The sequence below is a fragment of the Mucilaginibacter sp. KACC 22063 genome (assembly GCF_028736115.1).
In the GTDB taxonomy this organism is placed as follows: Bacteria; Bacteroidota; Bacteroidia; order Sphingobacteriales; family Sphingobacteriaceae; genus Mucilaginibacter.
In genome coordinates this window covers 3,444,561-3,470,274 of record NZ_CP117877.1, presented here as the reverse complement: position 1 = coordinate 3,470,274, position 25,714 = coordinate 3,444,561, and the positions used below count along the sequence as shown (strand labels likewise).

The window sequence follows — 25,714 nt, the reverse complement described above, 5'->3', positions numbered from 1 at the left end:
TAATCAGAATCAATTAAAAGAATGTCTGAATACCACAGGAGACATTTTTACTTTGTTTGAAAAGAGACGCGTAAAGGACTGCGGATGTTCAAATCCTAACTGGTAAGCGATCTCCGCTACAGAACGTTCCGTAGTTGACAACAGTTCTTTAGCTTTCTCGATCAATTTATGCTGTATCAGCTGCTGCGCATTCTGGCCGGTCAGCGTGCGTAACATATCACTTAAATAGCCTGGTGAAAGATTTACCTGGTCAGCCAGGTATTGAACGCTCGGTAAGCCCTGTGACACTGCTTTGTCGTCATTTAAATAAGCATCGATTATCTGTTCTATCTTAAGCAATTGTTCATTCACTACCGCCTTGCGCGTAATGAACTGACGTTTATAGAAGCGGTTGCTATAATTCAGCAAAAGCTCGATTTGTGAAATGATCACATCCTGGCTGAAGTCATCTATACGGCCGTTTAACTCTTCATCAATAATATCGAACACCTTCATGATGATTTTCTTTTCCTGCTCGGAAACATGCAGCGCTTCATTCGCCGCATAAGAGAAGTAACCAAAGGATCTGATCGTATTTGCCAGCTGATAAGATAATAATAAGTCCGGGTGGAACAGTAACATATACCCTTCAGTAGGCGATCCCACCGGGCTTTCGAAGACCTGCCCGGGCGAAGTATACACCAGGCCGCCTTCGCCGAAATCATAGTAATCCTGGCCATATTTGGCCCTGCCGCAAAGGTTATTCTTGTAAGCAACCTTGTAAAAATCCATAATCAATGATGAAGGCAGCGCTCCGGGCTCATAACGCATATCCGCGATATTGATAAAACTTACCAGCGGATGCCTGGGCGCTGGCAGCCCAAACATCCGGTGAAAGTCTGTCAATGAGTGTAGTTTATGCAATGACGCTTCTCCCTTTTTCATAACCTAAAATTAAGTATTTATTACCATGGTGTATCACCCGTTTCAGGGTTATATTCATGGGCAAGGAATTTTCCTGTGGGGCCGTCAGGGCCGATCATCGCATATCTTGCTATACGGCTGCCACCTTCCTGAACACTGCCGGTACCAAGATGACCATTAAAATCTGTCGCTACAAAACCGGGACACACCGCGTTTACCTTAAACGGCGTATCTTTCAAACGGTAAGCCAGATCAATCGTATACATATTCAATGCTGCTTTTGATGATGGGTACAGTGCTGCTTTATGATCATAATACTTCCATGTGGGGTCACTATGCAGGGTAAGTGAACTGCCGCTGGAAGATACATTGACAATGCGGGGTTCAGGTGACTTCCTCAGCAGGTCAATGAATGCCTGGGTTACCCTTACCACCCCATACAGATTAGTATCAAATACCGCTTTATACTGGTCGGCACTTGCTTCGAGGGAAGACTGCGGGAAGCCCCCGTTAATACCCGCGTTGTTAATTAGTACGTCAAGTACGGCTGTCTTGCTTCCGATGGCTGCTCTCGCAGCTTTAACTGACTGGTCGCTCGTTACATCAAGTTCGATGACCTCTGCCTGATCCAGGCCATCAGCTTTTAATTGATTAAGCGCGGCATTGCCGTTTTCTTTTGTTCTGCTGCCCAGGTATACATAATAGCCTTGTTGTAATAACTGGCGTGCGGTTTCTAATCCGATACCTTTATTGGCACCGGTGATCAATACTTTTTTCATGGTTAATTATTTTTGGTGATAAACTTTTGCGAATTCACGGGCGAAATCCCTGAACTTGGTTTTGCCGAATTGCGGCTTGCTGCGGTACATATCTTCATATAAAGAACCGCTTCCTTGTGCAGTCTGCATGTCCACAAAGCCTTTGGCAATCCACTCATTCATGCCGGCATTTAACATACCGTCCAACATTTGCGCTTGGGGGATAACCTTCCATTGCAGCCCCGGAACGCCGATGGCTTCACCCAGTATGCCGGCAACTTCATTGGGCGATACTTCGTCACTGGCGAGGTAGCGCACAGTTCTACCCGCAAAGGGTAGTTCCATTTCTTCGGCAATAGCTTCTGCGATATCCTCCGCAGCTACCCAGGGCTCTTTGCGGTCACCGCCGTAGGTGGAGATGATTGCTTGTTGTTTTTTTATGGAATCGAGGTTTCGGAATAAGTTACTGTAAAAACCTACCGGCCGCATGAATTTTATGGCTACATCTCCCGGCAGCTGGCTAAGGATGCATTCTACTTTATGATGAAGATACAGGCTGCCGGTACCCTGATCGGTATGAGCGCCGATACTGCTTAAGTGAATGACCTTTTTTACACCTGAACGTTCTACTGCTGTTCTGTAATTATTGCCTATGGTCTCAAAGGCTGCAATAAAGTCTACGTTGTTGTCAAATATACTGCCGATGCCTTCCCAGGCTTCCATCAGGTAAACGATATCAGCGCCGTTGAAAGTGTTGGCAAGAAAATCTGCGTCAAAGAAGGTTCCTGCCGCCGCCTTCGCTCCGAGGGCTTCTATCGCGGGGATGCGCTCCGCTTTGCTGGTAATAACAGTAACATGATGTCCTTTTTGGACGAGTATAGCTGTAAGTGGTTTTCCGATATGGCCTATAGAGCCGGTGATTACGATATTCATGGTGTTCAATTTTGTTAGGTCAAAATTGGACATTGTCTAATCCGGCTAACTAACCATATCCGGGGAATGATTAACCGTATTGGGGAGCAGGTAGCAAACTTTCTCTCTTCGATCAAAAAAACTGATTACCCACAGTTTTGGTCATACTGATTAGCTTAACTTCTAATTTAAAATAGCTCAATTTGTTTATTGAGCTATTTAACTCTTAAAGCTATGATTTATAGCGCTAATAATCACTTTGTTTTAATTAACAGACAAAAATGAAATCCTTAACATTAACTATAAGTAAAACAAAGTGCTCCTTTTCGGTGTAAAATACGTATATGATACGTATATTGATAGCTGATGACCACCAGGTAGTACGCCGCGGCTTGCGACAGGTATTGGAGCAGGAAGCTGACTTTGAAGTAGTGGGAGACGTTTCAAGCGGCCTCGGAATTCTTCAACTTTTAGAAAATGGCGTTGAGGCAGATGTATTGCTCACGGACCTTAGCATGCCTGTAATGGATGGATTTGAATTAGCTCAAAATATCACATCAAAATATCCACATTTAGAGATTATACTGCTTACGATTCAGGAAGAGGAAAGCTATGTTCAGCAAGCTTTTCAGGCGGGTGTAAGGAGTTACCTTTTTAAAACAGCACATGAAGAAGAGGTTGTATTTGCTATCAGGCAAGTGGCGCGTCACCAACCTTATCTTTGCGCAGGATTATCCGATAAAGTGATTAAACGCATGGCAAAATCAACGGATTTAAAAGTTGCGATGGCGGCTGACGTCGAGTTTTCTGAACGAGAAATGGAAGTGTTACGCCTGATAGCAGCTGGTTACACAAATGAGGAAGCGGCCGAAAAACTTTTCACCAGCAGGCGTACAGTGGAGGGGCACCGCCAGTCCATGATCGATAAAACAGGAAGTAAAAATTCGTTGGCCCTCGTCTCTTTTGCCATGCGGCATGGCTTATTATCCTGATTTTATTCAGGTACTATCCTAATACATTTGCTTTGTTGACAATTACTTCGGTTTTGTAGCGGCGTACAGATTGTTCGTCTACAAAACAAGTGGTTTGCAACTTTCCCTCAATATGCAGCAATTGCCCCAGCTTTAATTCTTCTTCTAAGCGATGCTCAGGTATTTTAATTATATGTTCTTCTGTTTGCTCAATCTTATTGCCTTTTTGCTGATGAGTTTCAAGCGTTGTCAGCACAAAACAAAGTACGGTACCATTCTGATCGCTCTTATGCCAACGGGGCGTGCGGCTGATCTGACCGACTAAAAACACTTTGTTTATTCCACCATTATTATTATTCATATTAACTAAAGAATGTAAAAATAATCGACGTAATTTTTCCGCCATCTGTATAACTACGTTAATTTCACTGGATAAATACTGATTTACAGCCTGCATGATCTCTAAAAACTGCGAATCATCGTCTATCAGCAAAACCTTTGCTTTGCACATTATCGAAGCTTCTTTTTTTACCGCAAGCACATGTAAAACTGCATTCAATAAAAAGCCTGTGCGCAAAGGCACCTGCTCCGCCATGTTTAATCCTTTTGCAGGCGGCAGATCAAGAAAGGCCGTCATTTTACGTATAATGATATTTTTTAGTCCCCGGCAAAGCGTAATATCGCTTACAAACCGCCAGCTGCAGTCAGCATTAGTTTAATTAAGTTTATTTTGTGGATAAGGTAAACGTATAACTACACTGGTACCTTTTCCGGGTACCGATGTAATGTCTACGCTGCCAGTCAACAGGCCTACCTTGCTGCGGATGGAGGCCAGCCCGATGCTATCTTTTTCCTGTTTGTACGTATTAATCCCGCGTCCGTTATCACTTACACGTAACAAGATATTACCATCTTCCAGGCGGATTTCAGCTGCAGCCTCTGTAGCCCCTGCATGCTTAACTACATTAAGCATCAGTTCCTGTAAAGTCCGGAAGATGGCCAGTTGCATGTATTTGTCAATACGTTCATCGTCCACGTCGACGAAACAAGTGAACCTGACACCATCCTGCATTTGCTGGCATACGTCTTTAACCGCCGCCTTTAATCCAAATTTTTCCAGCACTGCGGGCATAAGTTCATGAGAGATACGCCGGCTGTCGCGAATAGCATCAGACAATAGATCGCTGGTATAACGTCTTGAAATTTCATACGCTTGCGGATTCTCAGCAGCGCGCTTAGCGCTCAGCTGGCTAAGGCTCATTTTAACGCCGTAAAGCATTTGTCCCAAACCGTTGTGCAGGCTTTCCGAAATGCGACGCCGTTCCTCTTCCTGGGTGCGCAGCGTCACCTGAAAAATTTCCAGTTGCCTTTCATCTTCCATTCTACGTATTGTCTCCTCAGCGGTACGCATGGCGGTAATATCCATATCTACACCCAATACCCGTTCTGCATGCCCTTGATCATTTCGGACAACGGCCGCTTTCAGATGCAATATTTTGATCTTCCCGGAAACAACAATCTCCAGCGTTTCCTCGAAATCGGTGTGCCCCTCCCTGATATGCTGCACCACCCGCTCAGCGGATGGTCTTCCGCTTTCGGTAGTATATTGCAGGTAAATTTCGGGCTCAATTTCCTTTCCGTATTCAAGGTCGAAAAGCCGGTACATGCCATCCGACCAGGTAAAGGTTTTCGATGTCAGATTGTAGTCCCAACTTCCAAGCGCAGCCAGGTCTTCAGATTGCTTTAATAAAAGATAGTTTTTAAATCGCTCTTCTTCGGCCTTTTTGCGGGCAGTAATATCCATATTAGTTGCTACCACACCATCATCCAGTTTAACGAACATGCAAGAGAACCATTTATTAAACCCTTCGTAGGGATAAAAATATTCAGTGGCCTGCGGTTCTCCGGTTTCAATGGCTTTGACAATCAGATCGAATAAACCTGTAGTTTTAATGCCAGGATATTCCTTTGCATAATACTTGCCAACCAAGTCTTTACGTCCGGTCTCTTTTTCCAGTTCATGGTTTACGGCTTTTATTTCAAGATCAGTGATAATGCCTTGTTCATCCCTTAATGCCTCCAGAATAGACATTTGCACTAAAGTAGTGTCGAGGATAGACTGCAAACGGTCGCGGCTTTCCGCAAGGTGCAGTTCGGTTGTCTTACGACCGGTAATATCAGCCGTACTGGTGGCCACGCCGTCTTTGAGTTTGACTACTGATTGATAAAACCAGCCGTTAAACTGTTCAAAAATGTAATGGCGCTCGTACTGCTGAGGAATACCGTTTTCCGTCACCTCTATAAACTTATCTAAAATACCTGCTTTTAGCACACCCGGATTATTTTGCAGCAGGCTTTGGCCGATCACATTACCATATAGCTGTTCAGCAGCATGATTATTCAATAGCCAGGTAAAGTCAACAATTTTCCCTTGCTCGTTCCGTATGGCCTTAAACACCTGGACCATTTCTAACGAACTGTCTAAAGTCGCTTGTAACAGGTTACGGTTCTCTTCAAGTTCAAGTTCGGTTTCTTTGCGGGGCGTGATATCGTCTGTGGTCATAATAATGCCATCATCCATTTTAACCAGGCTTTGGTTGAACCAGCCATTGAATTGTTCATGACTATAAAAGCGTTCCTTCACTTTGGGAATACCGCTTTCCAGTACTTTCTTCATGTCCGCAAAAATGCCGGTCTGTATAACTGCCGGGTTCTGCGCCAGCAATTGCTTACCGGTCATATCACCATTCGCATCGCTAAATCCCTTATTTGTCATTACCCAAATAAAGTCGGTCACTTCTTTATTTTCATCCCTTACCGCCTTGAACACCTGGATATGGCTTAAAGAGCTGTCGATGATCGTTTTTAACAACAGCTGGTTTTCTTTTAATTCCGTGGTGCGTATTTGGATCTCATTTTCCAGTTGGATCAGGTAATTTTTTTTTGCGTTTTCTAAGGCAACGCCATATACTTTAACCACCTGGTCGTATGGATCAGTAGGGCGGCGGCTCTCTCGCACATCTTCTACGGCTTTTTCCAGTTTGGCTGCCTTTTCGGCCAGTTCGCGGTTGATCTTGTTTAAAGCCGCTACCTGGTTTTTACGAAGCAGCTGCTCATCTTTGAATAGTTGCTCATACTTGTTACTCATCAGGCGCAGGCGTTCCAGTTCATCCTTCGGGGTATCCTTGCTCTCCTGTTTATCCTGGCCCTGTTCCGACATCATTCTTTTATTTATCCTTGTTCAAAATCAATTCGCAAGCAACAATTTAATAATGTAATTATCCTTAAATTGTTTATTAACTAAATTCAACTCAGCCGTAGAGGTAATTCTACGGCCAGTCTTGAAAAGCTAATTAAACTTGTAAAACGCGAAATTTATATTCAGGGATTAGGATTAGAACTTTCAAAAGCAAACAAAAAGGCGATTTTGATATTGTTTCTATTATTAAAAGTTTAAACACAGGCGAACACCCGACTAACCTTTCGGACGTTGGCAAAGCCCCTTGTGGAGCCTGTTTAATAACTTAAAAGAACATAAATTCGTAAGCAGTGCCTGTTCCTCCTTGATAATACGGCATTTTGCGATGGGCCCCTTTCAGACACAGCGTTTGCTGTTTTTAATGAATAGAAGAATTTAACTTAATGGATACACGTGAAATCATTACCATAACAATCGTTTTAGCAGCAGTCTTCGCCTACATTAATCATCGCTTAATCAAGTGGCCGCCAACTATTGGCATTATGGCTCTTTCGCTTATAAGCTCGGTTGCATTAGTTTTTCTGGGTAGTTCTCGTTGGCTACTATCTGCAAAAGCATTGCAATTAGCTAATTCAGTAGACTTTCAGGATGTGTTGATGAACTTTATGCTTAGCTTCCTGCTCTTTGCAGGAGCCATCCACATTGATGCTGGTAAGTTGAAGAAAGAGCGCTGGCCTGTATTATTGCTGGCAACTATTGGTATCCTTATATCAACCTTTGTAGTGGGCGGCGTGACCTGGATCCTTTTTACATTGTTTCACCTACCTGTACCATTTATTTATTGCCTGCTCTTTGGCTCACTTATTTCGCCAACCGATCCCATTGCCGTTTTAGGAATTTTGAAACAAGCAAAAATACCTTCATCATTGGAGGTTAAAATTGCCGGTGAATCCCTTTTCAATGACGGTGTGGCAGTTGTTATATTTATAAGCATTGCACAGATTGCACGCTCTACAGGTGGAAACTTTAACGTATTAGATGTAGGGCAGTTATTTTTGCAGGAAGCGGTAGGCGGTTTAGTTTTTGGTGCTTTACTTGGTTATATAGGTTTCTTAGCGCTGCGTTCCATCGACGACTACAAGGTAGAAGTCCTGATTACCCTTGCCATTGTAATGGGGGGATATACCCTGGCATCACATTTACATATTTCCGGGCCGCTGGCTATGGTCATTGCAGGAATTATTACAGGAAACAAGTCTAAAGAATTGGGTATGTCTGCTCAGACAAGAGATTACCTGGGTAAGTTCTGGCATATGGTAGATGAAATACTGAACGCTGTTCTCTTTCTGTTTATCGGACTTGAAATGCTTATCATCAAGATTAATCCAACTGTGATGCTTATTGGTGTTGTCAGCATCTTAACCGTTCTTTTAGCACGTTGGATCTCTGTTATTATACCTGTTAGCCTGTTGCGATTTAAGATTAAGTTTGAGAATAATGCAGTTGCTATTCTAACATGGGGTGGTTTACGTGGGGGTATATCGGTTGCTTTAGCACTTTCATTAAGCAGCGAGATGTACAGGGATCAGTTTGTACTGATCACCTATGTAGTGGTAGTTTTCTCAATTTTGGTGCAAGGTTTAACCATTGGTAAATTAGCAGAGAAACTAAAAGTTCAGAATTAATGACTTATGAACGAAATTGCTAAACGGATACAATACTTCCTCACACACCGTTTTAATTTACAGGAAGATAAAGCTGACGAGGCGGAGATAATTACGAGCATACGTAAGAATATTGATTTTCGAGGTGCAAATCTGTGGGCACTAATTTTCGCCATATTTATTGCCTCTATCGGCCTCAATGTCAATTCTACAGCAGTGATTATCGGCGCTATGTTGATCTCGCCGATAATGGGGCCAGTAATGGGCATAGGTTTGGGTATTGGCATCAACGATCTTTCTATGGTAAAGAAGGGGGGCAAAAACCTGCTGGTCGCAACCCTTGTCAGTATTATAACTTCAAGTATCTACTTCTCCATTACTCCACTTCACGAAGCGCAGTCTGAATTACTTGCCCGTACATCGCCTTCCATCTGGGATGTGTTTATCGCTTTCTTTGGCGGTTTAGCTGGTATGGTTGCCGCGTCGCGGAAAGAAAAGAATAACGTAGTGCCAGGTGTAGCTATCGCCACTGCGTTAATGCCTCCACTTTGTACAGCAGGATTTGGCATTGCAACCGGTAACTGGCTATATGTTTTAGGTGCATTTTATCTTTATTTTATCAATAGCGTATTTATCGCCATTGCAACTTACCTGATGTCGCGTTACCTCAACTTGCAGCGTACACATTTTGACGATCCCGCCGTCCAGAAAAAAGTAAGCAGGTATCTGATTATTATTGTGATATTAACAATCCTCCCAAGCATTTACATGGCCTATCGTATTGTTAATAAAAGTATTTTTGAGAATAACGCCCGCAAATTTGTGGAGGAAGAATTTCACTTTCATAATACCCAGGTGGTTTCCAAAACCTTCACGTATACTAACGCTCAAAAAACCATCGACATTTTATTGATAGGCTCTGTATTGGATAAACCGGTAATCGACTCCCTGAAGCACCGAATGAATAATTATCGTCTGCGTAATGTACAATTGAAAATTCGTCAGGGGCTTAATGCTAAACAGGAAATCGACTTTTCACAGATCAAGGCCAGTATTCTTGAGGATATATTCAACAGCCGAACAAAGCCTGACACGATCAGGTTAGCGCCAAAATCAGTTAATCAAGATAGCACTGTGCTTACAGAGTTAATGGTGCTTTACCCATCAGTAACCAATTTTGGGGTTAGTAAGGTCGCTGTTCAACGTCCGGACACCAACCTGGTAGATACCCAGCGTGTCGCACTGATTCGGTTTAAAAAACCACAACGTAACGCAGACATTGAAAAATTACAACTTTGGTTACGAAAGCGATATCGTTCACCTCAACTAAAATTGATTACTCAATGAAATCATGTTGCAGCAAAAGGTATCCTTTTGCTATGTAATTACAGGATCCCACGTACTCCGTGTCGCGGGGTCTTCCATCTGGGCTCCCCAATCATGCATGGCTTTTAATACAGGTATCAGCGTTTTGCCAAGATCGCTCAGTTCATACTCTACTCGTGGCGGCTTTTCCATGTAGCTGTGCCGTAGGATCAAACCGTCTTCCTCTAACTCTTTGAGTTGCTGTGCAAGTATCTTCCGTGAAATGTCGGGCATTTGTACCGCCAGTTTACCAAAACGGACCTTTACACCGGTAAGTATCCTGATCAATACAATGGGCTTCCACTTGCCGCCAACATATCCCATGGTACGCACAACGGCGCAGTTGTCGGGGTTCTGAAGTGCTTTTCTCATTAGTCACCTTTATGTTACCACTAATTGCTTTTAGTTACATCAGCGTAACCACTAATATCGGGGATATCCCAAAATGACTGGTTAGGCTTTAGTTTCTTTGCGAAACAAAAGTAAATTAATTTCAAGAATATGAATAATCAACAACAAGCGGAGCAGGATATTGCAGGTAAAATCGCATTGGTAACCGGTGGTACGAAAGGAATTGGTAAAGCCATTGCAGACAGGTTAGCAGCAGGGGGTGCTACCGTAATTGTTACGGCACGTAACCAGCCGGATGAGGCAGAGTTTCCTTATCACTTCATTGCTGCAGACCTGTCCAGGCCGGAAGATGTAACGAATGTAGCAGAAGAAATTATCGCACAATTTGGCAGCATAGATATATTGATTAATAATATGGGTGCAAACACATTCCCCGGAGGTGGGTTTAGTACGCTGAATGATGAAAATTGGGATCAGGCATTTCAAGTCAACCTGTTCTCATCCGTAAGGCTGGACAGAGCCTTGTTACCTAAAATGCTGGAACGAAAAAGCGGAGTCATTATTCACATCTCATCTACCAGCGGCCAGTTTACTATCTGGGAGTCGACCATGGCTTACAGTTCGGCTAAGGCTGCTCTTAATGCTTACAGCAAAGCACTTTCTGACGAGGTAGCGCCACAGGGGATAAGGGTAGTAACTGTATCGCCCGGATTGAACAAAACAGAAGCCATGTCCAATTTCCTGAATGACCTGGCTAAGAATGCAGGAATTTCGGTAGAAGAGGTGACACAGAATTTTTTTAGCCGCGTGGGCGGCGTACCACTTGGCAGAATGGCCAGGCCGGAAGAAACGGCAGAACTGGTTCACTTTCTGGTGTCGCCTAAAGCATCCTATATTACCGGCGCAAATTATTTTATCGATGGTGGCAATTTTCCGGTGGTAAAATGATCATCCAACAGATGGTTGTGTTATCATACTGCCTTCAAGCTTTTTCAATAATTGAAATTGGAACATTATGTTCCAATTTCAATTTGCAATCGCCTGAAATTCATGAGCTTCTGAACCCTGACCGAACCGCAATAACGGTCGCTGAAATTATGGCGATGACAGCAGTAAGGTATAAAGCTGCAGGACTGTAAACATAAATACCTGCTGCGGCCAGTGGCACCAGCACATTATTGGCCGATTGCAAACTTTGGTTTACCCCTTGTAATGTCCCCTGCTCGCTTTCGGCTACCGACCTGGATAACCGGCTGTTATAAACCGGGTCGAAGAGGCCTTCGCCGATAATGATCAGGCTCACCGCCAGCGCGATCAGTACAGATGCATGCCAATAGCTGCTAACCAGCACCATTACAAGGCCAATGGCCAGCAATGTTAGGCCCGAAACAGCCACCTTTTTTTCTTGTAAGCGTTTCAGCAGCAGGGGCAGCAGCCAGGCCCTGGTAAGGATATCGCAGATGCCGACAAAGGTCAGCACACTGCCAATGGCCACCGGCCCCCAGCGGTAAATATCCTTCAGGTAAACGGTAAAGTTGAACTGGAAGATGCTCAAGCCAACATAAAAGAGAATGCCGGATAATAGCAACAGCCGAATGCCACGTAAACTAAAGACATTTTTGAAATGGGCAAAGGTATTGAAGTTGCTTAGGGTTAAGTGGGCGGTTCGTGATTCTTTCGCCAGTGATTCCGGCAGCAGCCGATAAACGGCCAGCGCAGAAATGAAGATCAGTCCGGCAGTGACGTAAAATGGCAATCCGATATTAATGCTGCCCAATAGTCCGCCCAGGGCGGGTCCGCCGATCTTGCCAATACCCATGGCTGCCCCGATATAGCCAAACCATTTGGCCCGTTCTTTAGGTTCGGTAGTATCTGCGATGTAGGCGAACAGAATGGTGATATTACCTGCGGTAAGGCCATCAATGATTCGCCCCAGGAAGAGCACCCATAGTGCCCCGCCAATGCCAAACAGCACATAACCCAGTACTGAACCGAGCAGGCTGATGATCAGGATATACTTTCGGCCGTAACGGTCACTCAGCGCACCAAACACCGGCGCGGCAAAAAAGGTACATATGCCGAAGACGGATAGCAGTAAGCTCATGCCCACCACCACCTGCCCGGGCGGCAGGTATTTGCCCAGCAGAAAAGGCAGTAACGGTAGCACCAGTGCTAACCCGACCGAGTTCAGCGCTACAATAGCGATAATGACCCACAAACGGTATTGGGTGGACCGTTCGGTATTCGATGTTTTATAAGGTACCTGCATCATAAGCCGAATAAAAGGTAGGATAACAGGGGCGATAACCGAGTTCTTCCCTGATCTTGCGGTTGCTTACCATCATTTCCCAGGGATCCACCACCGGTGCTTCGCTACCCGAAGGTAGCTGATGTAGCTCCCGCAGTTCTGCGATGCTCAAAGGGGCATCATCGGTAACGTTATAGATGCCTTTTGCCCGCTGAACGATACACCGCTTTATTGCCTGCGCAATGTCGGCATGGTGTACCATCTGCATTCGCTTAGCCTGGGGCCAGTCTTTCAGGGCAGGGATCGTTTCTTTAAGGTGAGTGTCGCCTTCGCCGTAGGTTAGGGAAAGCCGTAAAATGCAAAGCGACGCTGCCTGATCCTCGAACAGTTGGATGAGCAGATCTTCAGCAGCAACTTTGGCTACAGCGAACCGGTTGTTCCCCGGTTCTACGGGATCAGTTTCCCTGACCATTTTGCCACGGCCTGCACCATAAACACGATTAGAACTGGCGAAAATAAACTGCCGGACACCCGTATCAATGGCGGCCCGGGCCAGTGCAGCGGTACCATTAAGATTGGCTGACCGCGATTGATCTTCGGTAGCGCCTTGGTAAAAAGTAGCCAGGTGTATCACCACGTCCATGCCTTGGACGGCGTTCTTCAGCGAATCCGGATCAAGGAGGTTACCGGTAACAGTCTCTACGCCGATACTCCTTAAAGCAGATGCGCCACCGGCATCCCTTACCAGGGCTCTTATAGTATAGCCCCATTGCAGCAACCGCGGCGTTAACCGGCTACCTATTTTTCCGGTCGCGCCGGTAATCAGGACCTTAAGGGTATTTTGATTTTGTTGATCTAACATATCTTTGATTTTTAGATTATGTAAAGATCGTTGCTATATTGGTGTTAAAATAGCCACTTTGGTTTTAAAAATAGTCTTATCAGATCATTATGTATGCAGAACAAGAGCAGAATGTACCGGACATTTTGATCCGGCTGGCGGAGCGGTTAGGAACGAAGTTAAAACACGGCCGGCTGGATATTCCTGAAAAATTTGGCCGTGGTTATTGCGCAGGTTTTGTATTTAACGCGCATATCCGCCTGCTCATCAGTAATTATGAACTGCATGAGGATATCGTAGTGGAGAATCCGGAAAGAAATCCTTTTAAAAAAACGATCTTTTTCAAGTTTCAGCATGTGTTTCCAAAAACGGAACCTGTTGCCATGCCTGCTGTGCTGATCGGCACCAGCCGTATCAATACGGATGAGGTTATTGCTGTACATAGTAATGCCGGGGTGATCAATATTGAAGTTGATGCAGATTACCTGAACGGGTTGTTCGACCTGCCCGAAAGGCACACCGTTCTGCAAAGCCTGCTCGATAACAAACAACCGTTGTTGTTTGAACAGGTGATCAATCCTGCCTTGCAGCCAATTGTTGATGTGCTTGTTGAGCAGGCGGTAGACGATAAATTCAAACTGTTCTTCCTTCGCATTAAAACCGAAGAACTGATCTGTCATTTGCTCATGGCGCTGGAAGCACGGGACAGCCAGCACCTGTATTCTTTAAATAACAGGGATATCGGGGCTATTTACCGGCTCAGGGGCCAATTGCTGAACCGCCTGGCTGATCCGCCGGTAATCGCTGATCTGGCGGCTGCCGCCCATATGAGCCCTTCGAAATTGAAGCGTCTCTTCAAACAGATCTTTGGCGACAGTATCTTTACTTATTACCAGGCATTGCGGATGAAAGAGGCCGCACGACTGCTGCGCGAAGAAAAGCTATCGGTAAAAGAAACAGGCTATCGGCTGGGTTTTACTAATTTGAGCCACTTTACACGAGTCTTTGACCAGCACATAGGCGTTAAGCCTAAGAAATATTCAGTCTTGCAGAGTCCAGTTGCCGGGTTGTATTTAAATTGATCCGCGTTAGATTTGTGAGGGCAGTATCATTCGTCAGGATAAGCGATGTGCGGCTCCTGCTAAAATCCATGAACGATAACTTTACTTCCAGTATTTTGCTACAAGAATCTTGTGCCTTTGTGATAGACCTTTGATCAATAAATTAAACAGATCATTAAACTTATCAAGTTATTAATAATATGAAGCTTTTGTACGCATATCCTTTACAACAATCAAATTTAAACAGATCTGCTGCCGCAAGAGTGTGTCGTTTACAAAGGGCGATGGATCCGGTTGAGGCCGGACAAACCTGCCTTGACAAGGACGCACCTCAAAACTTAAGTGACAGGGAAGCGTCCATGCGCGGGTTTTTGGTTGTTATGCTGCCCTTGATTATAATCCTTTTTTTCGCTTATTCCCCTGTATTGCTTGCTCAACCTGTAGTTGGACCCGCACATTGGATATCTGCTACCGAAGATAATGTTGACAAACCAAATAGCTGGATTGCCTTTCGCAAGGATGTTGTGTTAACTACCCAACCGGCATCCCTTACTGCTGTGATAGCTGCTGATACCAAGTACTGGCTATGGATTAACGGAAGGCTGGTTGTTTTTGAGGGCGGGCTTAAACGGGGACCTAATCCTCGTGATACCTATTTCGATCAAGTCGAATTAGGGCCTTACCTAAAAAAGGGAAATAACAAGATTGCGGTTTTATTGTGGCATTTTGGTAAAAGTGGATTTTCACATGTTAATAGCGGGCGCGCCGGATTGTTATTTGCGGCGAGTAGTAATGCAGTGCATATTTACAGCGATAAAAGTTGGATTTGCCGGCTTCATCCAGCTTATGGTACTGCCGACAAGCCCGATCCAAACTATCGCCTTGCAGAATCAAATATTTTGTTTGATGCACGCAAAGACATACCAGGCTGGCAAACAACGTCTTTAAATAATCTAAATGGGTTCATGGCTGCCAAAGAAATCGGCCATCCCGGTGACGCACCCTGGAATCAACTGGTTAAGCGTCCCATTCCCCAATGGAAAGATTTTGGTATTAAACAGGTAAGCTTTAAACGCATTAAAGGTAAAAGTGTAGACACCATTGTTGCCAAGCTGCCTTATAACATGCAAATGACGCCGGTTATTTCGGTCAGTGATACAGAAGGCGGCCGTTTAATACACATTAATACCGACCATAGTAAGGCCGGAGGAACGGATAACTTACGCGCTGAATATATAACAAAGAAAGGCGATCAGGAATACGAATCATACGGCTGGTTGAACGGTGAGCATATGCTGCTTACCCTTCCTTCTGATATGGAGGTAAAGGCCTTTAAATACCACGAGACAGGCTATGATGCAGAAGCTACGGGAACATTTAACTGCAGTGACGAATTCTATAATTTGTTTTGGAAGAAAGCGAGGCGAACCCTGTACCTCAATATGCGGGATAATTATTTCGACTGTCCCGATCGGGAACGGGCGCAATGGTGGGGTGATGCTGTATTGCTGATGGGCGAAAGTTTTTATACTTATTCAACGTCAACCCATGCCTTAATGCGTAAAGCGATTTCCGAACTGGTGGACTGGCAACGGCCAAGTGGTGTGTTATTTTCACCAATCCCGGGAAACTTCAATACAGAGCTGCCTGATCAGATGCTGACCAGTATTGGCGATTACGGATTCTGGAACTATTACATGAATACCGGCGACCGCCAATTAATAGCAAAGGTTTATCCATCGGTAAAAAAGTACCTTGCCTTATGGAAAACTGATGAAACGGGCTTAACCGAATTGAGAAAAGGGGATTGGTTGTGGGGAGACTGGGGTGATGATAAAGATCTAAGATTGATATTAGCTGGTTGGCATTACCTGGCATTGGATGCCGCATCTAAAATGGCAGATTTGAATGGCTTCACTGAAGATGCCGCTAATTACCGTAAGATTATGCAACAGGTAAAAAGTGGTTTTAACCAATGCTGGAACGGGCATGCCTACCGTCATCCATCTTATAACGGTGCAACAGATGACAGGGCGCAGGCCTTAGCCGTACTTACCGGTATTGCAGATACTTCTAAATACGCCGAACTGTTTAATACCTTCCAAAAAGAATTTCATGCCAGTCCGTATATGGAGAAGTACGTCATGGAGGCTTTATTTGTTATGGGCAAGGGCAGTTACGCTTTAGAAAGAACAAAACTGCGTTTTGCAGAAATGGTAAATAACCCTGATTACACCACCCTGTTTGAAGGCTGGGGCATTGGAGAACATGGCTTTGGCGGCGGCACTACCAATCATGCCTGGAGCGGTGGCGCACAGATTGTAATTGCTCAAAATCTTTTTGGTATTAAACCACTGCAAGCGGGCTATAAAACTTTCCTGATAGAACCCAACCCGGCAACATTTAAGTCCGGCTCCATTCGCATACCTACAGTAAAAGGTATGGTTAGTGCGGCTTTTCAGAATGATTCAAAGGGTTTTAAGTTAGGGATTACTGTTCCGGCCGGTTCCAAAGCAATAGTGAAATTACCAGTTGGGGCTAAAGTTTTATTGAATGGTAAATCTATGAACAGCGTTTGGGATCGTCAGGCTGATCCAACTAATAAAAGCCGTTTTACAAGCCTAATCCTTACTCCGGGTAATTATAAGATTGAAAGATCATTAGCATTAGAATAGACTGCTAAACTTTAACAGATTTAAACGAATGTAGTTAATTGGAAAAAAAGTCAGTTAGTTAGAATAATACAAATTCAAATACCGCAATAGCGGGCTGGTCGTTGTTTATATCCGCTTACATTTGCCAACCTCTTCAACAACCAGCCTGCTATTGCGATTAGGTTTAGGCAATGCAAAGTAGTAAAGCTATTACCACTATACAAACCAACTTAGTTGCAATTGATCGTTTTTTGACGAATCTCCCTTTATTGTTTACGAAAACACTAATTCCTTACAGGAAATAATATTTTTTTGAAAATAAATGTTTACCATTGCTTTTGGCAGATCCACATCTGCCAATTGTGATAAGGTTTAGGTTAAAGCATCAGGCAGCGAGTGCCGGGTGCTTTTATTTTTTATATTAAAAATCGTTTATTTATTTTGAGGCTATGTTAGGTTGTTTTGTTGTTGATGATGAGCCAATGGCTGTTAAGAAAATGTGCGATTACATTGAAAAAACGCCAGGATTCAAAGTGATAGGCAGTAGTATGGATCCTGTAATCGCGGCGCTCGAAATTCAGCGTTTAAAGCCGGATGTAATCTTTTCTGATATAGAAATGCCTGAACTGAGTGGACTTGAACTTGCCCGGATCAGTGGTCAAATGCCTTTTGTCATCTTCGTGACGGGGCATCCGGATCATGCCTTGTCAGCATTTCATCAAAATGCGTTTGCTTATTTGCTGAAGCCTGTTTCTTACAGCCGTTTCCTTGAAACGGTTCAACGTATCAATCAATTCAGTATCAACAATGATCAGATTGCTTCCGATACGCTGTTTATTAAAAGCGGCGGTAAAGGCCGTATAGAGAGCATCAGAATCAGCGAAATTCTTTATCTGGAAAGCAACGAAAACTACACCACTGTTGTCACCGTCAATGACCGGATTGAAGCTTATATGAAAATTAGTGAAATGACCGATCTGCTACCTGCACAGTCTTTTACACGTGTTCACCGCTCATTTATCATACAACATTCTTTTGTGAAAAGCATTATGCTACAGTCGGTAATTCTGAAAGACGAAACCCATATTCCTTTGGGTGAATCCTATAAATCTGCCTTTATGGAAAAAATTAAGCCCTTAATGGTGGTATCTACCCGTACGAAACAGTAGCCTGTTAAGCTGTATTTCCCATATCCCCACGTCGAAGGGTATTCTTTCTGATCTTTGAAAAAAAAGGTTCGCGATATTTAACTCCAATTGGGAGAGCGGTAGGCGGCTGTCCAAAAAGGATGACATGGCCTGATTCGATAGTTTTAATTTTTCTGTCATTAATCAGGTATGATTTATGGATGCGCGAAAACTGATCAGTGGGCAGATAGCGTTCGATTTCTTTCATCGTCAGATAAGTAATAACCTTCTCATCGCGATGATAAAGAATAACATAATTGTTCAGGCTCTGAACATATTGCAGGTCATCAGTACTGATTTTAATGATTTTGGATTTCATGTCTCCCTGGATATAAAAAAAATTAAATGGGGGAGAGGGAAGGGCGGATTGATTAACTTTAGTTGCCAGCCTTTCGACACATGTTTTAAAACGATCATAAGAAATGGGTTTCAGTAAAAAATCGTCCACTTCCCGATTATAAGCGTCTACCGCATGATTAGGGTTGCCGGTTGTAAAGACAATCCTGATGTCGATGTTAAGTTTATTCATAAATTCAAGTCCGTTCATGGCCGGCATGTGAATATCAAGGAACAATACATCGGGCTGAAGCTGTGTAATCAGTTTTAACGCAATAAGAGGTTCGGTCTCATAACCGGCCAAGTCTATGCCGGCGGTTCTTTCGATATACTTCCTTAGCACATCGATCGCATGTTGCTCATCATCTAATATGAAACATGTCAGCATCCTGCAGTGCGATAGACAATTCGAGAATAAAGTTTTGACCGTCGTTTTTTATTTGAATGGAATGTCGTCCCGGGTAAGATTTTTCCAGCCTCAAACGCGTATTAGATAAACCAATGCCATTACTCTCCGTCTGAATGCCGGATGCTACTGCGTTGCATGTCCGAAAAAAGAAATTTGAGCGAGTAGCTTCAATCAGTATCTCTGCTGGTTCTGTTTTCAGCGCGCCATACTTAAAAACATTTTCTACCAGCGTAACCAGCAATAGTGGTGGTATAGCAATATCACCAGAAGAAATTTTTTTGACAAGATTGATGTTCAATATTTGATCATAGCGTAATTGCACCAGCTTGACCATATTTTCTACTTGTTGAATTTCTTCTTTTAGAGATTGTTTGCCGTACTGATCAGTGGTTTTTAAAGAATACCTGCTGATATCTGCCAACAGTAATACAGCTTCCCCTGCATCATCAGACAGGTCACTCACAATGTTGTAAATAAAATTTAAGGTATTGAACAGAAAATGCGGATTGATCTGTGCTTTTAAAAATGCATTCTCGTTAACAATTACTTGTTGCTGTAATTCTAACTCCCGTGTTTTAGATAATAATTGTTCTTCGTATAACAGATCTATCTTAACACGAGACCAGTAAACGTGCACTGCCAGCCAGTATGCAGAGCTTAGCAGCAAAAAATAGATACATCTCCATGTACTGGCAGCTACGAAGGTAATCAACTGGGAAACGGGAAAGGCTGTAAGGATACTAAGCCGGGTTTGCAGTGCATTCAAACAAAAGTTGATACTGTTGTAGCCGATGATCACGAGTAACATTGCAACCACAATACGGTATTGAAAAAAGGATTTTGAACGATACGCATGCGGAAGAACGTACAAGGCATTGAGATAGAATAAGCTTGCATTTAATATATAATGCAGGATGAGATCCGGCGCTGAAGATGGCCTTTTAGACAAAAACTTTACTGCTACCAATTCATAAGTGATGAATAACGCCCATCCCACAGCGTGATAATAAATCGTTTTTTTGTTGAGTTCCAAACCACGATCATCTCCCATTTTACCCTGTGTTTCGTTCATTTCACGTAAAGAATTTTCAGTCGCTTCCAGTATCCATAATTTCGGTTTAAAACGAAAAAAATGGAAAAGCAAATCTACAAACAATTAAAGGTCAAAACCCGTACGGTTGCCGTATTTAATGGTCAGTTTAAAAAGCGCTGGACAGGCATCAGCGATCCAACTGCCACCGCTACTGCTACTGTATCTTCAATTGCCAGAAATTAAATTTAGTCAGCGCTTTTCAATAAGCGCTGACTTTTTTTCTATTTATAATGTCTAAAGTATCTTTCTTTCCTTTTCTGACAATGAGAAGCCCGGCTTTTCCTGTTGACGATTATGGTAGCTGCAGCCTTCAGGATTTATTAAATGTATCCGTATTTCGTTCTGCTATCGCCACTGCCAGCCCATCCTTGTTTAATGAACTATTGCAAAGTAACTTTGAATTACAGCTCCTGTCGCCGAAAGCAAAACTCAGCGTTGAAAAATATGCCAACCGGATGCATTACCGCGCTACACCATTTGGGCTGTTTGCACATGTCTCATCCGTGAAATGGGGGCAAGACGCTTTAAGTATTCCACAATCGTTTCAGGCAACAATTGAATGGAGCCAACCCCGGATCAATCATTACTTTAAAAACTTCATACAAAATGATCCGGCAATGAAGCTCTACCCCAATCCGAGTATTTACTACTTTTCAGGCAGCATAAGGTTCATCAAAACATATTGGAACGATCAACGGTCTGTCAAATATTCAGTCGAAGAGATACAAGGGAATGAAGTGCTATCCGCAATGCTAAATGACTGGGATGAAATACGAACTTTAGGAGAAATAGTGAAGTGGCTTACGGAAGCGTATAAGCTAAGCAAAAGAAAAGCGCAGCAATACATCGCTTCACTTGCCGAGTCGCAACTGCTATTAACCGAAATTCATCGCCCGGTTATCAGTAAAGCATCTGTAGATGTGGAGGCAATCAATGCACTTATACCCGGATGCCGGTATAAGTGCATCATGAATAATATAAATCCATCAACTTTAAATCGGGATATTGATCGTGAATTATTGAATTCCTCATTTTATATCTATAGCTCAGTGCATGTAAAAGGGGAGGTATCTGCAACACTACAAGCTCCTTTAACTAATGCCATCGCGTTACTAAATAACATTTTGCCATTTTCACCAAACCCAGAACTTGAGTTATTCAAAAAAGCTTTTATTAAACGCTTTGATCAGCAGCAGGTTGCGCTAACAGCCTTATTTGATCCGGATGCAGGTATCGGATATGATCATCTCAACAGCATTGAAAATGGTAATATAGCGGCCGCCACACTTCCATTTGATAGAATTGAAGAGGCGCCGGCAGTCATCAACTGGACAGATCTTCATCGTTTCTTAATTGAGAATTGGCCGGGGCAGACGAGTTTTGAATCATTCATTGATCTGCAAAAAATGCAACCTTCTCCTGGAGTATTTGCGGGTTCCGTGCCGGTATTGCCAGCAACACTATCTGTCTTGTTCAGGCCTTTGGAAAAGGGAGTGTTGATGGAAGCGGCCGGTGGATCGTCGGCTGTAAATCTGATCAGTCGATTTGCACATTTTGATAACGAAATTTTACAGTGTGTGAAAGCCATCAACGAGTATGAGCAGCAGGAGTCACCGGATATGATATTTGCAGAATTATCAATTCTTTCCTCACAACACACTGATAATATTAATCGCCGTCCAGCGGTATTTCATCATGAGATTTGCATCAACACCCTTCCCTCGGGAGGTAAAAATGTATTGCCACTCAAAGATCTTTACGTCGCTGTACGAAACAATAAAGTGCAATTGTTTTCACGCTCACTTGGAAAAGAAGTGCATCCGAGGCATACCAGCGCATTTAACACTGGTATGCATGATCTTCCTTTATTCCGTTTTCTCTGCGATCTTCAGTTTCAGGACATCAGGGGAAATTTAAGCTTTGATCCGGAGTGGTATCTGCCGCGCCTGAAATGGTACCCCAGAATAGTAATAGGAGAGGTGATTGTAAGCCCTGCAAAATGGTATTTAAATAAAAAAGATCTGGCAATGGTAATCACTTTCGCTTCGCATTATAAGGGGAGCTATTTGCCATCGGTCAGGCAGCACTTTGGCTTGCCGGAAATAATTGTTTTGAAGGAAGCTGATCAACATTTGGTTATTAACCTGCAAGATAACAAGGACGCCGGCCTTTTTAAAAGCTTTATTTTAAATAAGGAAAGCATATGTATTACAGAATATTTGCCAACGCGTACTGGTTTGTTCAAGGACCCTAAGCAGGTAAGGGATAGTCAATTTGTCGGCTTTCTAAAGACCAGCAGATCTATTATTGAGCAAAATACGATGCAAACAAGTTTACAAGCCACACAAAGGATGTTTCCACCTGGCAGCCAATGGTTGTATGTTAAAATTTATTGTAACGAAGGCGCTGCAGATGGCCTCATTTCCTTACTGAAAGAAATAATTGATAATAAAAAGTGCCGTGAAATTAAAAAGTGGTTTTTTGTCAGATATTATGATCCTGATCATCATATTCGTTTGCGGATCAACTATCTAACAGGGGATGTTGGGCGCTTGATGACTACGCTTAATTCTATGCTGGCGATGCCGCTTGCAGACGGTGTAGTTAGCGTTTGGCCGATCGATACTTATCAAAGAGAACTCGAACGCTACGCACTTGTCGATATTAATCTTATTGAGTCTCAATTCTGGAAGAGCAGTGACCTTATTTATCATCTGATCAGGAATGGCCATTCATCAGATGAGTTTTGGCAGTTACGTTATGTCTCACGGATGTTCTTTGATCTGGCAAAGTGCTTTCTTCCAAATACGGAAGATCAGTTTCAGTTCTTTAAAGAGCGATCGGAAAAACTTCTTGAAGAAACAGGGAATTTAAAACAGTATTTTTTACAATTTAACAGTGAGTTCAGGTTATATCAAAAGCAGATAAAGTCATTTCTATCCACAAATGATCAACAAGGTAAATGGGTGGCTCAAAGATATTACAAATCGTTTCTACAGTCTACGTTAAATGTTGCGCATTTCAGTCGCTTTGCTAAAAAGGATGATAATCTGGTACTGTTATCCGATCTTATTCATATGCATGGCAACCGATGCTTCAAAAGCCAGCAACGCTTGCAGGAAGGGCGTGTATGTTACCTGCTATCCAGGTTTTTAAAAAGTGAGTTGTATAATAAAAACTAATATATCATTTAAGAACCAACTCTTGATCTAATCAATAAAAATCCAGCTAAAACTACCTAAGTTGCCGAAGGCGGGCAATAGCCCGCCCGTTTGGTACATCTACTGTTTTTTATAATCCACTGTCGTCCAATGCAAAAATATTTTTACGCGTATTCCACTTCCCTTTGGTAAAATCAGGAAACTCCAATGTTTTGTTGCCCTCTTTCAGCGATTGTGTAGAAAGAGGTGCAATTACACTCATGGTCACAGAATCATATACATCAATTGGTGTTTGCTTCTTTTGCTTTACTGCCTGTATAAATGCGTTAAAAACAAACCAATCCATACCGCCATGGCCCGCACCTGCCGCGTCGCTGGCATACTTTTTCCATAAAGGATGGTCATATTTTTCGAGCCACGGCTTTGCTGGTTCCCACTCATCATCTTGTTTAGACTGATGGTCAATATAAATACTCTGGTTTACATCCATCCAGATTCCTTTTACACCATCAATTCTGAAACCCAAAGAATAAGGCCTTGGCAAGTGTGTATCATGGGTAATCAATACCGTTTCACCGTTAGCACAATTGATCATGGTTTGGGTAATGTCGCCATTTTTGTAATTTAATTTAGCAGCAGGGTTACCCGGTGCTTTTTCTTCTACATAAGCCGCTAACCCGCGTGCTTTGCTGCTGAATGATACCATACTGGTAAATCTATTGCCACGGTTAATATCTAAATATTGAATGCAAGGCCCCGCACCATGGGTTGGATAAAGGTCGCCGTCGCGGTCGATATTATATTGGGTACGCCATTGGGCTTCGCTAAGCGCGTCCTTTCCGTATTTCAGGCCATGCCCGTAGTAATGCTCGCCATCGTTAAAAAGTACATCGCGTAAATTGTGCTGGTAACCGCCTTCAACGTGCAGTAATTCGCCGAATATACCCTGACGAACCATGTTAAGCGTAGCCATAACATCGCGGCGGTAACACACATTTTCGAGTGTCATATAGGGCATACCTGTTTTCTCAGATGTATGCACGATATCCCAATGTTCGTCAACGGTAAGCCCGGCAATTACTTCGCAACCCACATATTTGCCTGCTTTCATGGCATCAACGGCCTGTGAATGATGAAACTCCCAAGGTGTTGCTATTATTACGGCATCAATATCTTTATGATCGAGTAGTTTTTTGTAGGCATCAGTGCCGCCTGCATACTCTTTGGCTGTTGGGCGCCCCTTTTTTGCGATATATTCTCTGCAGATTTTCAATGATCGTTCCTGGGTATCGCATATCGCTACAATTTCAACGTCATCTCGTAAACAGCCTTCAGCAATGTGGCTCATACCTCTGGCGCCTACACCTATATATCCCAGCCGGACTTTACCATTTGCTTTGGCAAACAAACTGCCCGACGGTAAAATTGTGAACCCGGCAGCCGCAATGGCACTGCTTTTTATAAACGCTCTTCTTTCCATTATAAGTATCTGTTTAAAGTTAGTTAATTAAACCGCAGTTAATTACCGGCGGTAGCTGTTTCAAAACTATATATTGTTGTACTGGTATAGCCTTTACCGGGCCATAAAATAGTAGTAGGGAAATGGGGGTGATTCGGTGAATCGGGATAATGCTGCGTTTCAAGGCAAAACCCGCCTTGCCTACTATAAATTGCACCTGCCTTTCCTTTTACATTATTCAGGAAATTCCCGGTATAAAAATGAACGCTTGGTTCAGTGGTATAAACTGTTAACATTCTCCCACTAACAGGTTCTTTTACTTTTGCTGCTATTTTAAGGCCTGTAGTTAATTGTTCTTCAATTACCAATGTGTTATCATAACCCTTTCCCGGTGCTAATAAAGTATCATTGATGTGTTCACCGATGGTTTTTTCATTCCTGAAATCAAACGGAGTGTTTTTTACTGAGACTATTTCACCTGTGGGGACATGCATTTCATTCACCGGTAGATATTTATCTGAATTAACCTGTAATCGGTGTGATGATATGTTACCGGCAGTATGCCCTGCAAGATTAAAATAAGGATGATGCGTAAGGTTTATAATAGTAGGCTGGTCTGTATCGGCAAATAAGTTAATGATGAGATGGTTCTCAGTTGTTAACAAAAAGCTTACCTCGACATTTAAATTGCCTGGAAAGCCTTCTTCTCCATCAGCACTTCGATATCGCATGGTCACAGAATTGGAAGTACAGCTGAGGGTGTTCCATACCTTTTTATTAAATCCTGAATTTCCACCATGGTGATGATAGCCTTCAGGTTTGGTACTTAGCTGATAAGCATGGCCATCAATAGAAACTATTCCTCCTGCTATCCGGTTGGCGTAACGCCCAACAAGGCTACCCATGTAATGTTGATCGTTTGCGTAATCTTCAAGGCTATCGTATCCCAAAACGATATCATCAGTTTTTCCATTAGCATCTGCAACCATTATTCTGGTTATCGAGGCGCCAAAGTTTGTAATGCTTACAGTAGTTCCATTAACATTATGTAAATGATACTGAAATACGCGCTGGCTCTGATAAATCCCCCAATTATCTGTTAAGTTATCTTGCAGAAGCATTTACATCTTATTGTTTAGTCA

General features: G+C 43.1%; 21 protein-coding genes. 9 read left to right on the top strand and 12 right to left on the bottom strand.

What is annotated here, in order from left to right; genetic code table 11:
- Window positions 1-9: 9 nt before the first annotated feature.
- The 3 genes from PQ461_RS14975 to PQ461_RS14965 are packed head-to-tail and all read right to left on the bottom strand — an operon-like array spanning window position 10 to window position 2,594.
- Window positions 10-924: a helix-turn-helix domain-containing protein gene (locus PQ461_RS14975; RefSeq protein WP_274206342.1), complete on the bottom strand. Its 915-nt coding sequence runs from the start codon at window positions 922-924 to the stop codon at window positions 10-12.
- Between the two features lie 20 nt (window positions 925-944).
- Complete coding sequence (locus tag PQ461_RS14970; protein WP_274206341.1) at window positions 945-1,682, bottom strand: SDR family oxidoreductase; 738 nt, start codon at window positions 1,680-1,682, stop codon at window positions 945-947.
- A 6-nt stretch (window positions 1,683-1,688) separates the two neighbouring features.
- Complete coding sequence (locus PQ461_RS14965; protein WP_274206340.1) at window positions 1,689-2,594, bottom strand: NAD(P)H-binding protein; 906 nt, start codon at window positions 2,592-2,594, stop codon at window positions 1,689-1,691.
- Window positions 2,595-2,917: 323 nt separating this feature from the next.
- Here PQ461_RS14965 and PQ461_RS14960 point away from each other — a divergent pair, with 323 nt between their 5' ends.
- Entirely contained in the window at window positions 2,918-3,565 is a 648-nt protein-coding gene (locus PQ461_RS14960; protein WP_274206339.1) for a response regulator transcription factor, read from the top strand.
- A 13-nt stretch (window positions 3,566-3,578) separates the two neighbouring features.
- Here the strand turns inward: PQ461_RS14960 and PQ461_RS14955 are convergent, their stop codons facing one another.
- Window positions 3,579-4,181 carry a single-stranded DNA-binding protein gene (locus tag PQ461_RS14955; protein ID WP_274206338.1) on the bottom strand — a complete coding sequence of 201 codons (603 nt, stop codon included), beginning with the start codon at window positions 4,179-4,181 and terminating at the stop codon, window positions 3,579-3,581.
- A 78-nt stretch (window positions 4,182-4,259) separates the two neighbouring features.
- The gene (locus PQ461_RS14950; protein WP_274206337.1) at window positions 4,260-6,767 is read right to left on the bottom strand and encodes a PAS domain-containing sensor histidine kinase; all 2,508 of its coding nucleotides are present in this window, start codon (window positions 6,765-6,767) and stop codon (window positions 4,260-4,262) included.
- A 419-nt stretch (window positions 6,768-7,186) separates the two neighbouring features.
- Here PQ461_RS14950 and PQ461_RS14945 point away from each other — a divergent pair, with 419 nt between their 5' ends.
- Window positions 7,187-8,428 (top strand): cation:proton antiporter, encoded by a 1,242-nt coding sequence (locus PQ461_RS14945; RefSeq protein ID WP_274206336.1) that lies wholly within the window; start codon window positions 7,187-7,189, stop codon window positions 8,426-8,428.
- 6 nt (window positions 8,429-8,434) lie between these two features.
- The gene (locus PQ461_RS14940; protein WP_274206335.1) at window positions 8,435-9,754 is read left to right on the top strand and encodes a DUF389 domain-containing protein; all 1,320 of its coding nucleotides are present in this window, start codon (window positions 8,435-8,437) and stop codon (window positions 9,752-9,754) included.
- Window positions 9,755-9,784: 30 nt separating this feature from the next.
- Here the strand turns inward: PQ461_RS14940 and PQ461_RS14935 are convergent, their stop codons facing one another.
- Window positions 9,785-10,144 carry a winged helix-turn-helix transcriptional regulator gene (locus PQ461_RS14935; RefSeq protein ID WP_274206334.1) on the bottom strand — a complete coding sequence of 120 codons (360 nt, stop codon included), beginning with the start codon at window positions 10,142-10,144 and terminating at the stop codon, window positions 9,785-9,787.
- A 129-nt stretch (window positions 10,145-10,273) separates the two neighbouring features.
- Between PQ461_RS14935 and PQ461_RS14930 the strand changes: the two genes are divergently transcribed.
- Window positions 10,274-11,071: an SDR family oxidoreductase gene (locus PQ461_RS14930; protein WP_274206333.1), complete on the top strand. Its 798-nt coding sequence runs from the start codon at window positions 10,274-10,276 to the stop codon at window positions 11,069-11,071.
- A gap of 100 nt (window positions 11,072-11,171) precedes the next feature.
- Here the strand turns inward: PQ461_RS14930 and PQ461_RS14925 are convergent, their stop codons facing one another.
- Both PQ461_RS14925 and PQ461_RS14920 read right to left on the bottom strand, forming a co-directional pair.
- On the bottom strand, window positions 11,172-12,395 hold the full coding sequence (locus PQ461_RS14925; RefSeq protein ID WP_274206332.1) for an MFS transporter: 1,224 nt from the start codon (window positions 12,393-12,395) through the stop codon (window positions 11,172-11,174).
- The gene (locus PQ461_RS14920) at window positions 12,376-13,233 is read right to left on the bottom strand and encodes an NAD-dependent epimerase/dehydratase family protein (RefSeq protein WP_274206331.1); all 858 of its coding nucleotides are present in this window, start codon (window positions 13,231-13,233) and stop codon (window positions 12,376-12,378) included. Before PQ461_RS14920 ends, PQ461_RS14925 begins: the two co-directional genes overlap by 20 nt.
- An 89-nt stretch (window positions 13,234-13,322) precedes the next feature.
- Here PQ461_RS14920 and PQ461_RS14915 point away from each other — a divergent pair, with 89 nt between their 5' ends.
- The 3 genes from PQ461_RS14915 to PQ461_RS14905 all read left to right on the top strand — a co-directional run bounded on the left by PQ461_RS14915 (window position 13,323) and on the right by PQ461_RS14905 (window position 18,096).
- Window positions 13,323-14,294, top strand: coding sequence for a helix-turn-helix transcriptional regulator (locus PQ461_RS14915; RefSeq protein WP_274206330.1), 972 nt, complete (start codon window positions 13,323-13,325; stop codon window positions 14,292-14,294).
- Between the two features lie 263 nt (window positions 14,295-14,557).
- On the top strand, window positions 14,558-16,948 hold the full coding sequence (locus tag PQ461_RS14910) for an alpha-L-rhamnosidase-related protein (RefSeq protein ID WP_274206328.1): 2,391 nt from the start codon (window positions 14,558-14,560) through the stop codon (window positions 16,946-16,948).
- A 428-nt stretch (window positions 16,949-17,376) separates the two neighbouring features.
- Window positions 17,377-18,096 carry a LytR/AlgR family response regulator transcription factor gene (locus PQ461_RS14905; protein ID WP_274206327.1) on the top strand — a complete coding sequence of 240 codons (720 nt, stop codon included), beginning with the start codon at window positions 17,377-17,379 and terminating at the stop codon, window positions 18,094-18,096.
- 4 nt (window positions 18,097-18,100) lie between these two features.
- Here PQ461_RS14905 and PQ461_RS14900 read toward each other — a convergent pair whose 3' ends face one another.
- On the bottom strand, window positions 18,101-18,838 hold the full coding sequence (locus PQ461_RS14900; protein ID WP_274206326.1) for a LytR/AlgR family response regulator transcription factor: 738 nt from the start codon (window positions 18,836-18,838) through the stop codon (window positions 18,101-18,103).
- The gene (locus PQ461_RS14895) at window positions 18,813-19,931 is read right to left on the bottom strand and encodes a sensor histidine kinase (RefSeq protein ID WP_274206325.1); all 1,119 of its coding nucleotides are present in this window, start codon (window positions 19,929-19,931) and stop codon (window positions 18,813-18,815) included. The genes PQ461_RS14900 and PQ461_RS14895 overlap by 26 nt, the downstream gene beginning before the upstream one ends.
- Before the next feature lie 60 nt (window positions 19,932-19,991).
- Here PQ461_RS14895 and PQ461_RS14890 point away from each other — a divergent pair, with 60 nt between their 5' ends.
- Window positions 19,992-20,135: a hypothetical protein gene (locus PQ461_RS14890; RefSeq protein WP_274206324.1), complete on the top strand. Its 144-nt coding sequence runs from the start codon at window positions 19,992-19,994 to the stop codon at window positions 20,133-20,135.
- Window positions 20,136-20,182: 47 nt separating this feature from the next.
- Window positions 20,183-23,134, top strand: coding sequence for a lantibiotic dehydratase (locus tag PQ461_RS14885; RefSeq protein WP_274206323.1), 2,952 nt, complete (start codon window positions 20,183-20,185; stop codon window positions 23,132-23,134).
- A 109-nt stretch (window positions 23,135-23,243) separates the two neighbouring features.
- Here the strand turns inward: PQ461_RS14885 and PQ461_RS14880 are convergent, their stop codons facing one another.
- Together PQ461_RS14880 and PQ461_RS14875 are read right to left on the bottom strand one after the other, a co-directional pair.
- Complete coding sequence (locus tag PQ461_RS14880) at window positions 23,244-24,593, bottom strand: Gfo/Idh/MocA family protein (RefSeq protein WP_274206322.1); 1,350 nt, start codon at window positions 24,591-24,593, stop codon at window positions 23,244-23,246.
- A 38-nt stretch (window positions 24,594-24,631) separates the two neighbouring features.
- Window positions 24,632-25,693 carry an aldose epimerase family protein gene (locus tag PQ461_RS14875; RefSeq protein ID WP_274206321.1) on the bottom strand — a complete coding sequence of 354 codons (1,062 nt, stop codon included), beginning with the start codon at window positions 25,691-25,693 and terminating at the stop codon, window positions 24,632-24,634.
- Window positions 25,694-25,714: the final 21 nt, after the last annotated feature.

What these genes read in the sequence shown, in the direction of transcription:
- PQ461_RS14975 (WP_274206342.1), bottom strand. Translation starts at nt 924, where the DNA reads ATGAAAAAGGGAGAAGCGTCATTGCATAAACTACACTCATTGACAGAC.
- PQ461_RS14970 (WP_274206341.1), bottom strand. Translation starts at nt 1,682, where the DNA reads ATGAAAAAAGTATTGATCACCGGTGCCAATAAAGGTATCGGATTAGAA.
- PQ461_RS14965 (WP_274206340.1), bottom strand. Translation starts at nt 2,594, where the DNA reads ATGAATATCGTAATCACCGGCTCTATAGGCCATATCGGAAAACCACTT.
- PQ461_RS14960 (WP_274206339.1), top strand. Translation starts at nt 2,918, where the DNA reads ATGATACGTATATTGATAGCTGATGACCACCAGGTAGTACGCCGCGGC.
- PQ461_RS14955 (WP_274206338.1), bottom strand. Translation starts at nt 4,181, where the DNA reads ATGACGGCCTTTCTTGATCTGCCGCCTGCAAAAGGATTAAACATGGCG.
- PQ461_RS14950 (WP_274206337.1), bottom strand. Translation starts at nt 6,767, where the DNA reads ATGATGTCGGAACAGGGCCAGGATAAACAGGAGAGCAAGGATACCCCG.
- PQ461_RS14945 (WP_274206336.1), top strand. Translation starts at nt 7,187, where the DNA reads ATGGATACACGTGAAATCATTACCATAACAATCGTTTTAGCAGCAGTC.
- PQ461_RS14940 (WP_274206335.1), top strand. Translation starts at nt 8,435, where the DNA reads ATGAACGAAATTGCTAAACGGATACAATACTTCCTCACACACCGTTTT.
- PQ461_RS14935 (WP_274206334.1), bottom strand. Translation starts at nt 10,144, where the DNA reads ATGAGAAAAGCACTTCAGAACCCCGACAACTGCGCCGTTGTGCGTACC.
- PQ461_RS14930 (WP_274206333.1), top strand. Translation starts at nt 10,274, where the DNA reads ATGAATAATCAACAACAAGCGGAGCAGGATATTGCAGGTAAAATCGCA.
- PQ461_RS14925 (WP_274206332.1), bottom strand. Translation starts at nt 12,395, where the DNA reads ATGATGCAGGTACCTTATAAAACATCGAATACCGAACGGTCCACCCAA.
- PQ461_RS14920 (WP_274206331.1), bottom strand. Translation starts at nt 13,233, where the DNA reads ATGTTAGATCAACAAAATCAAAATACCCTTAAGGTCCTGATTACCGGC.
- PQ461_RS14915 (WP_274206330.1), top strand. Translation starts at nt 13,323, where the DNA reads ATGTATGCAGAACAAGAGCAGAATGTACCGGACATTTTGATCCGGCTG.
- PQ461_RS14910 (WP_274206328.1), top strand. Translation starts at nt 14,558, where the DNA reads ATGGATCCGGTTGAGGCCGGACAAACCTGCCTTGACAAGGACGCACCT.
- PQ461_RS14905 (WP_274206327.1), top strand. Translation starts at nt 17,377, where the DNA reads ATGTTAGGTTGTTTTGTTGTTGATGATGAGCCAATGGCTGTTAAGAAA.
- PQ461_RS14900 (WP_274206326.1), bottom strand. Translation starts at nt 18,838, where the DNA reads ATGCTGACATGTTTCATATTAGATGATGAGCAACATGCGATCGATGTG.
- PQ461_RS14895 (WP_274206325.1), bottom strand. Translation starts at nt 19,931, where the DNA reads ATGAACGAAACACAGGGTAAAATGGGAGATGATCGTGGTTTGGAACTC.
- PQ461_RS14890 (WP_274206324.1), top strand. Translation starts at nt 19,992, where the DNA reads ATGGAAAAGCAAATCTACAAACAATTAAAGGTCAAAACCCGTACGGTT.
- PQ461_RS14885 (WP_274206323.1), top strand. Translation starts at nt 20,183, where the DNA reads ATGTCTAAAGTATCTTTCTTTCCTTTTCTGACAATGAGAAGCCCGGCT.
- PQ461_RS14880 (WP_274206322.1), bottom strand. Translation starts at nt 24,593, where the DNA reads ATGGAAAGAAGAGCGTTTATAAAAAGCAGTGCCATTGCGGCTGCCGGG.
- PQ461_RS14875 (WP_274206321.1), bottom strand. Translation starts at nt 25,693, where the DNA reads ATGCTTCTGCAAGATAACTTAACAGATAATTGGGGGATTTATCAGAGC.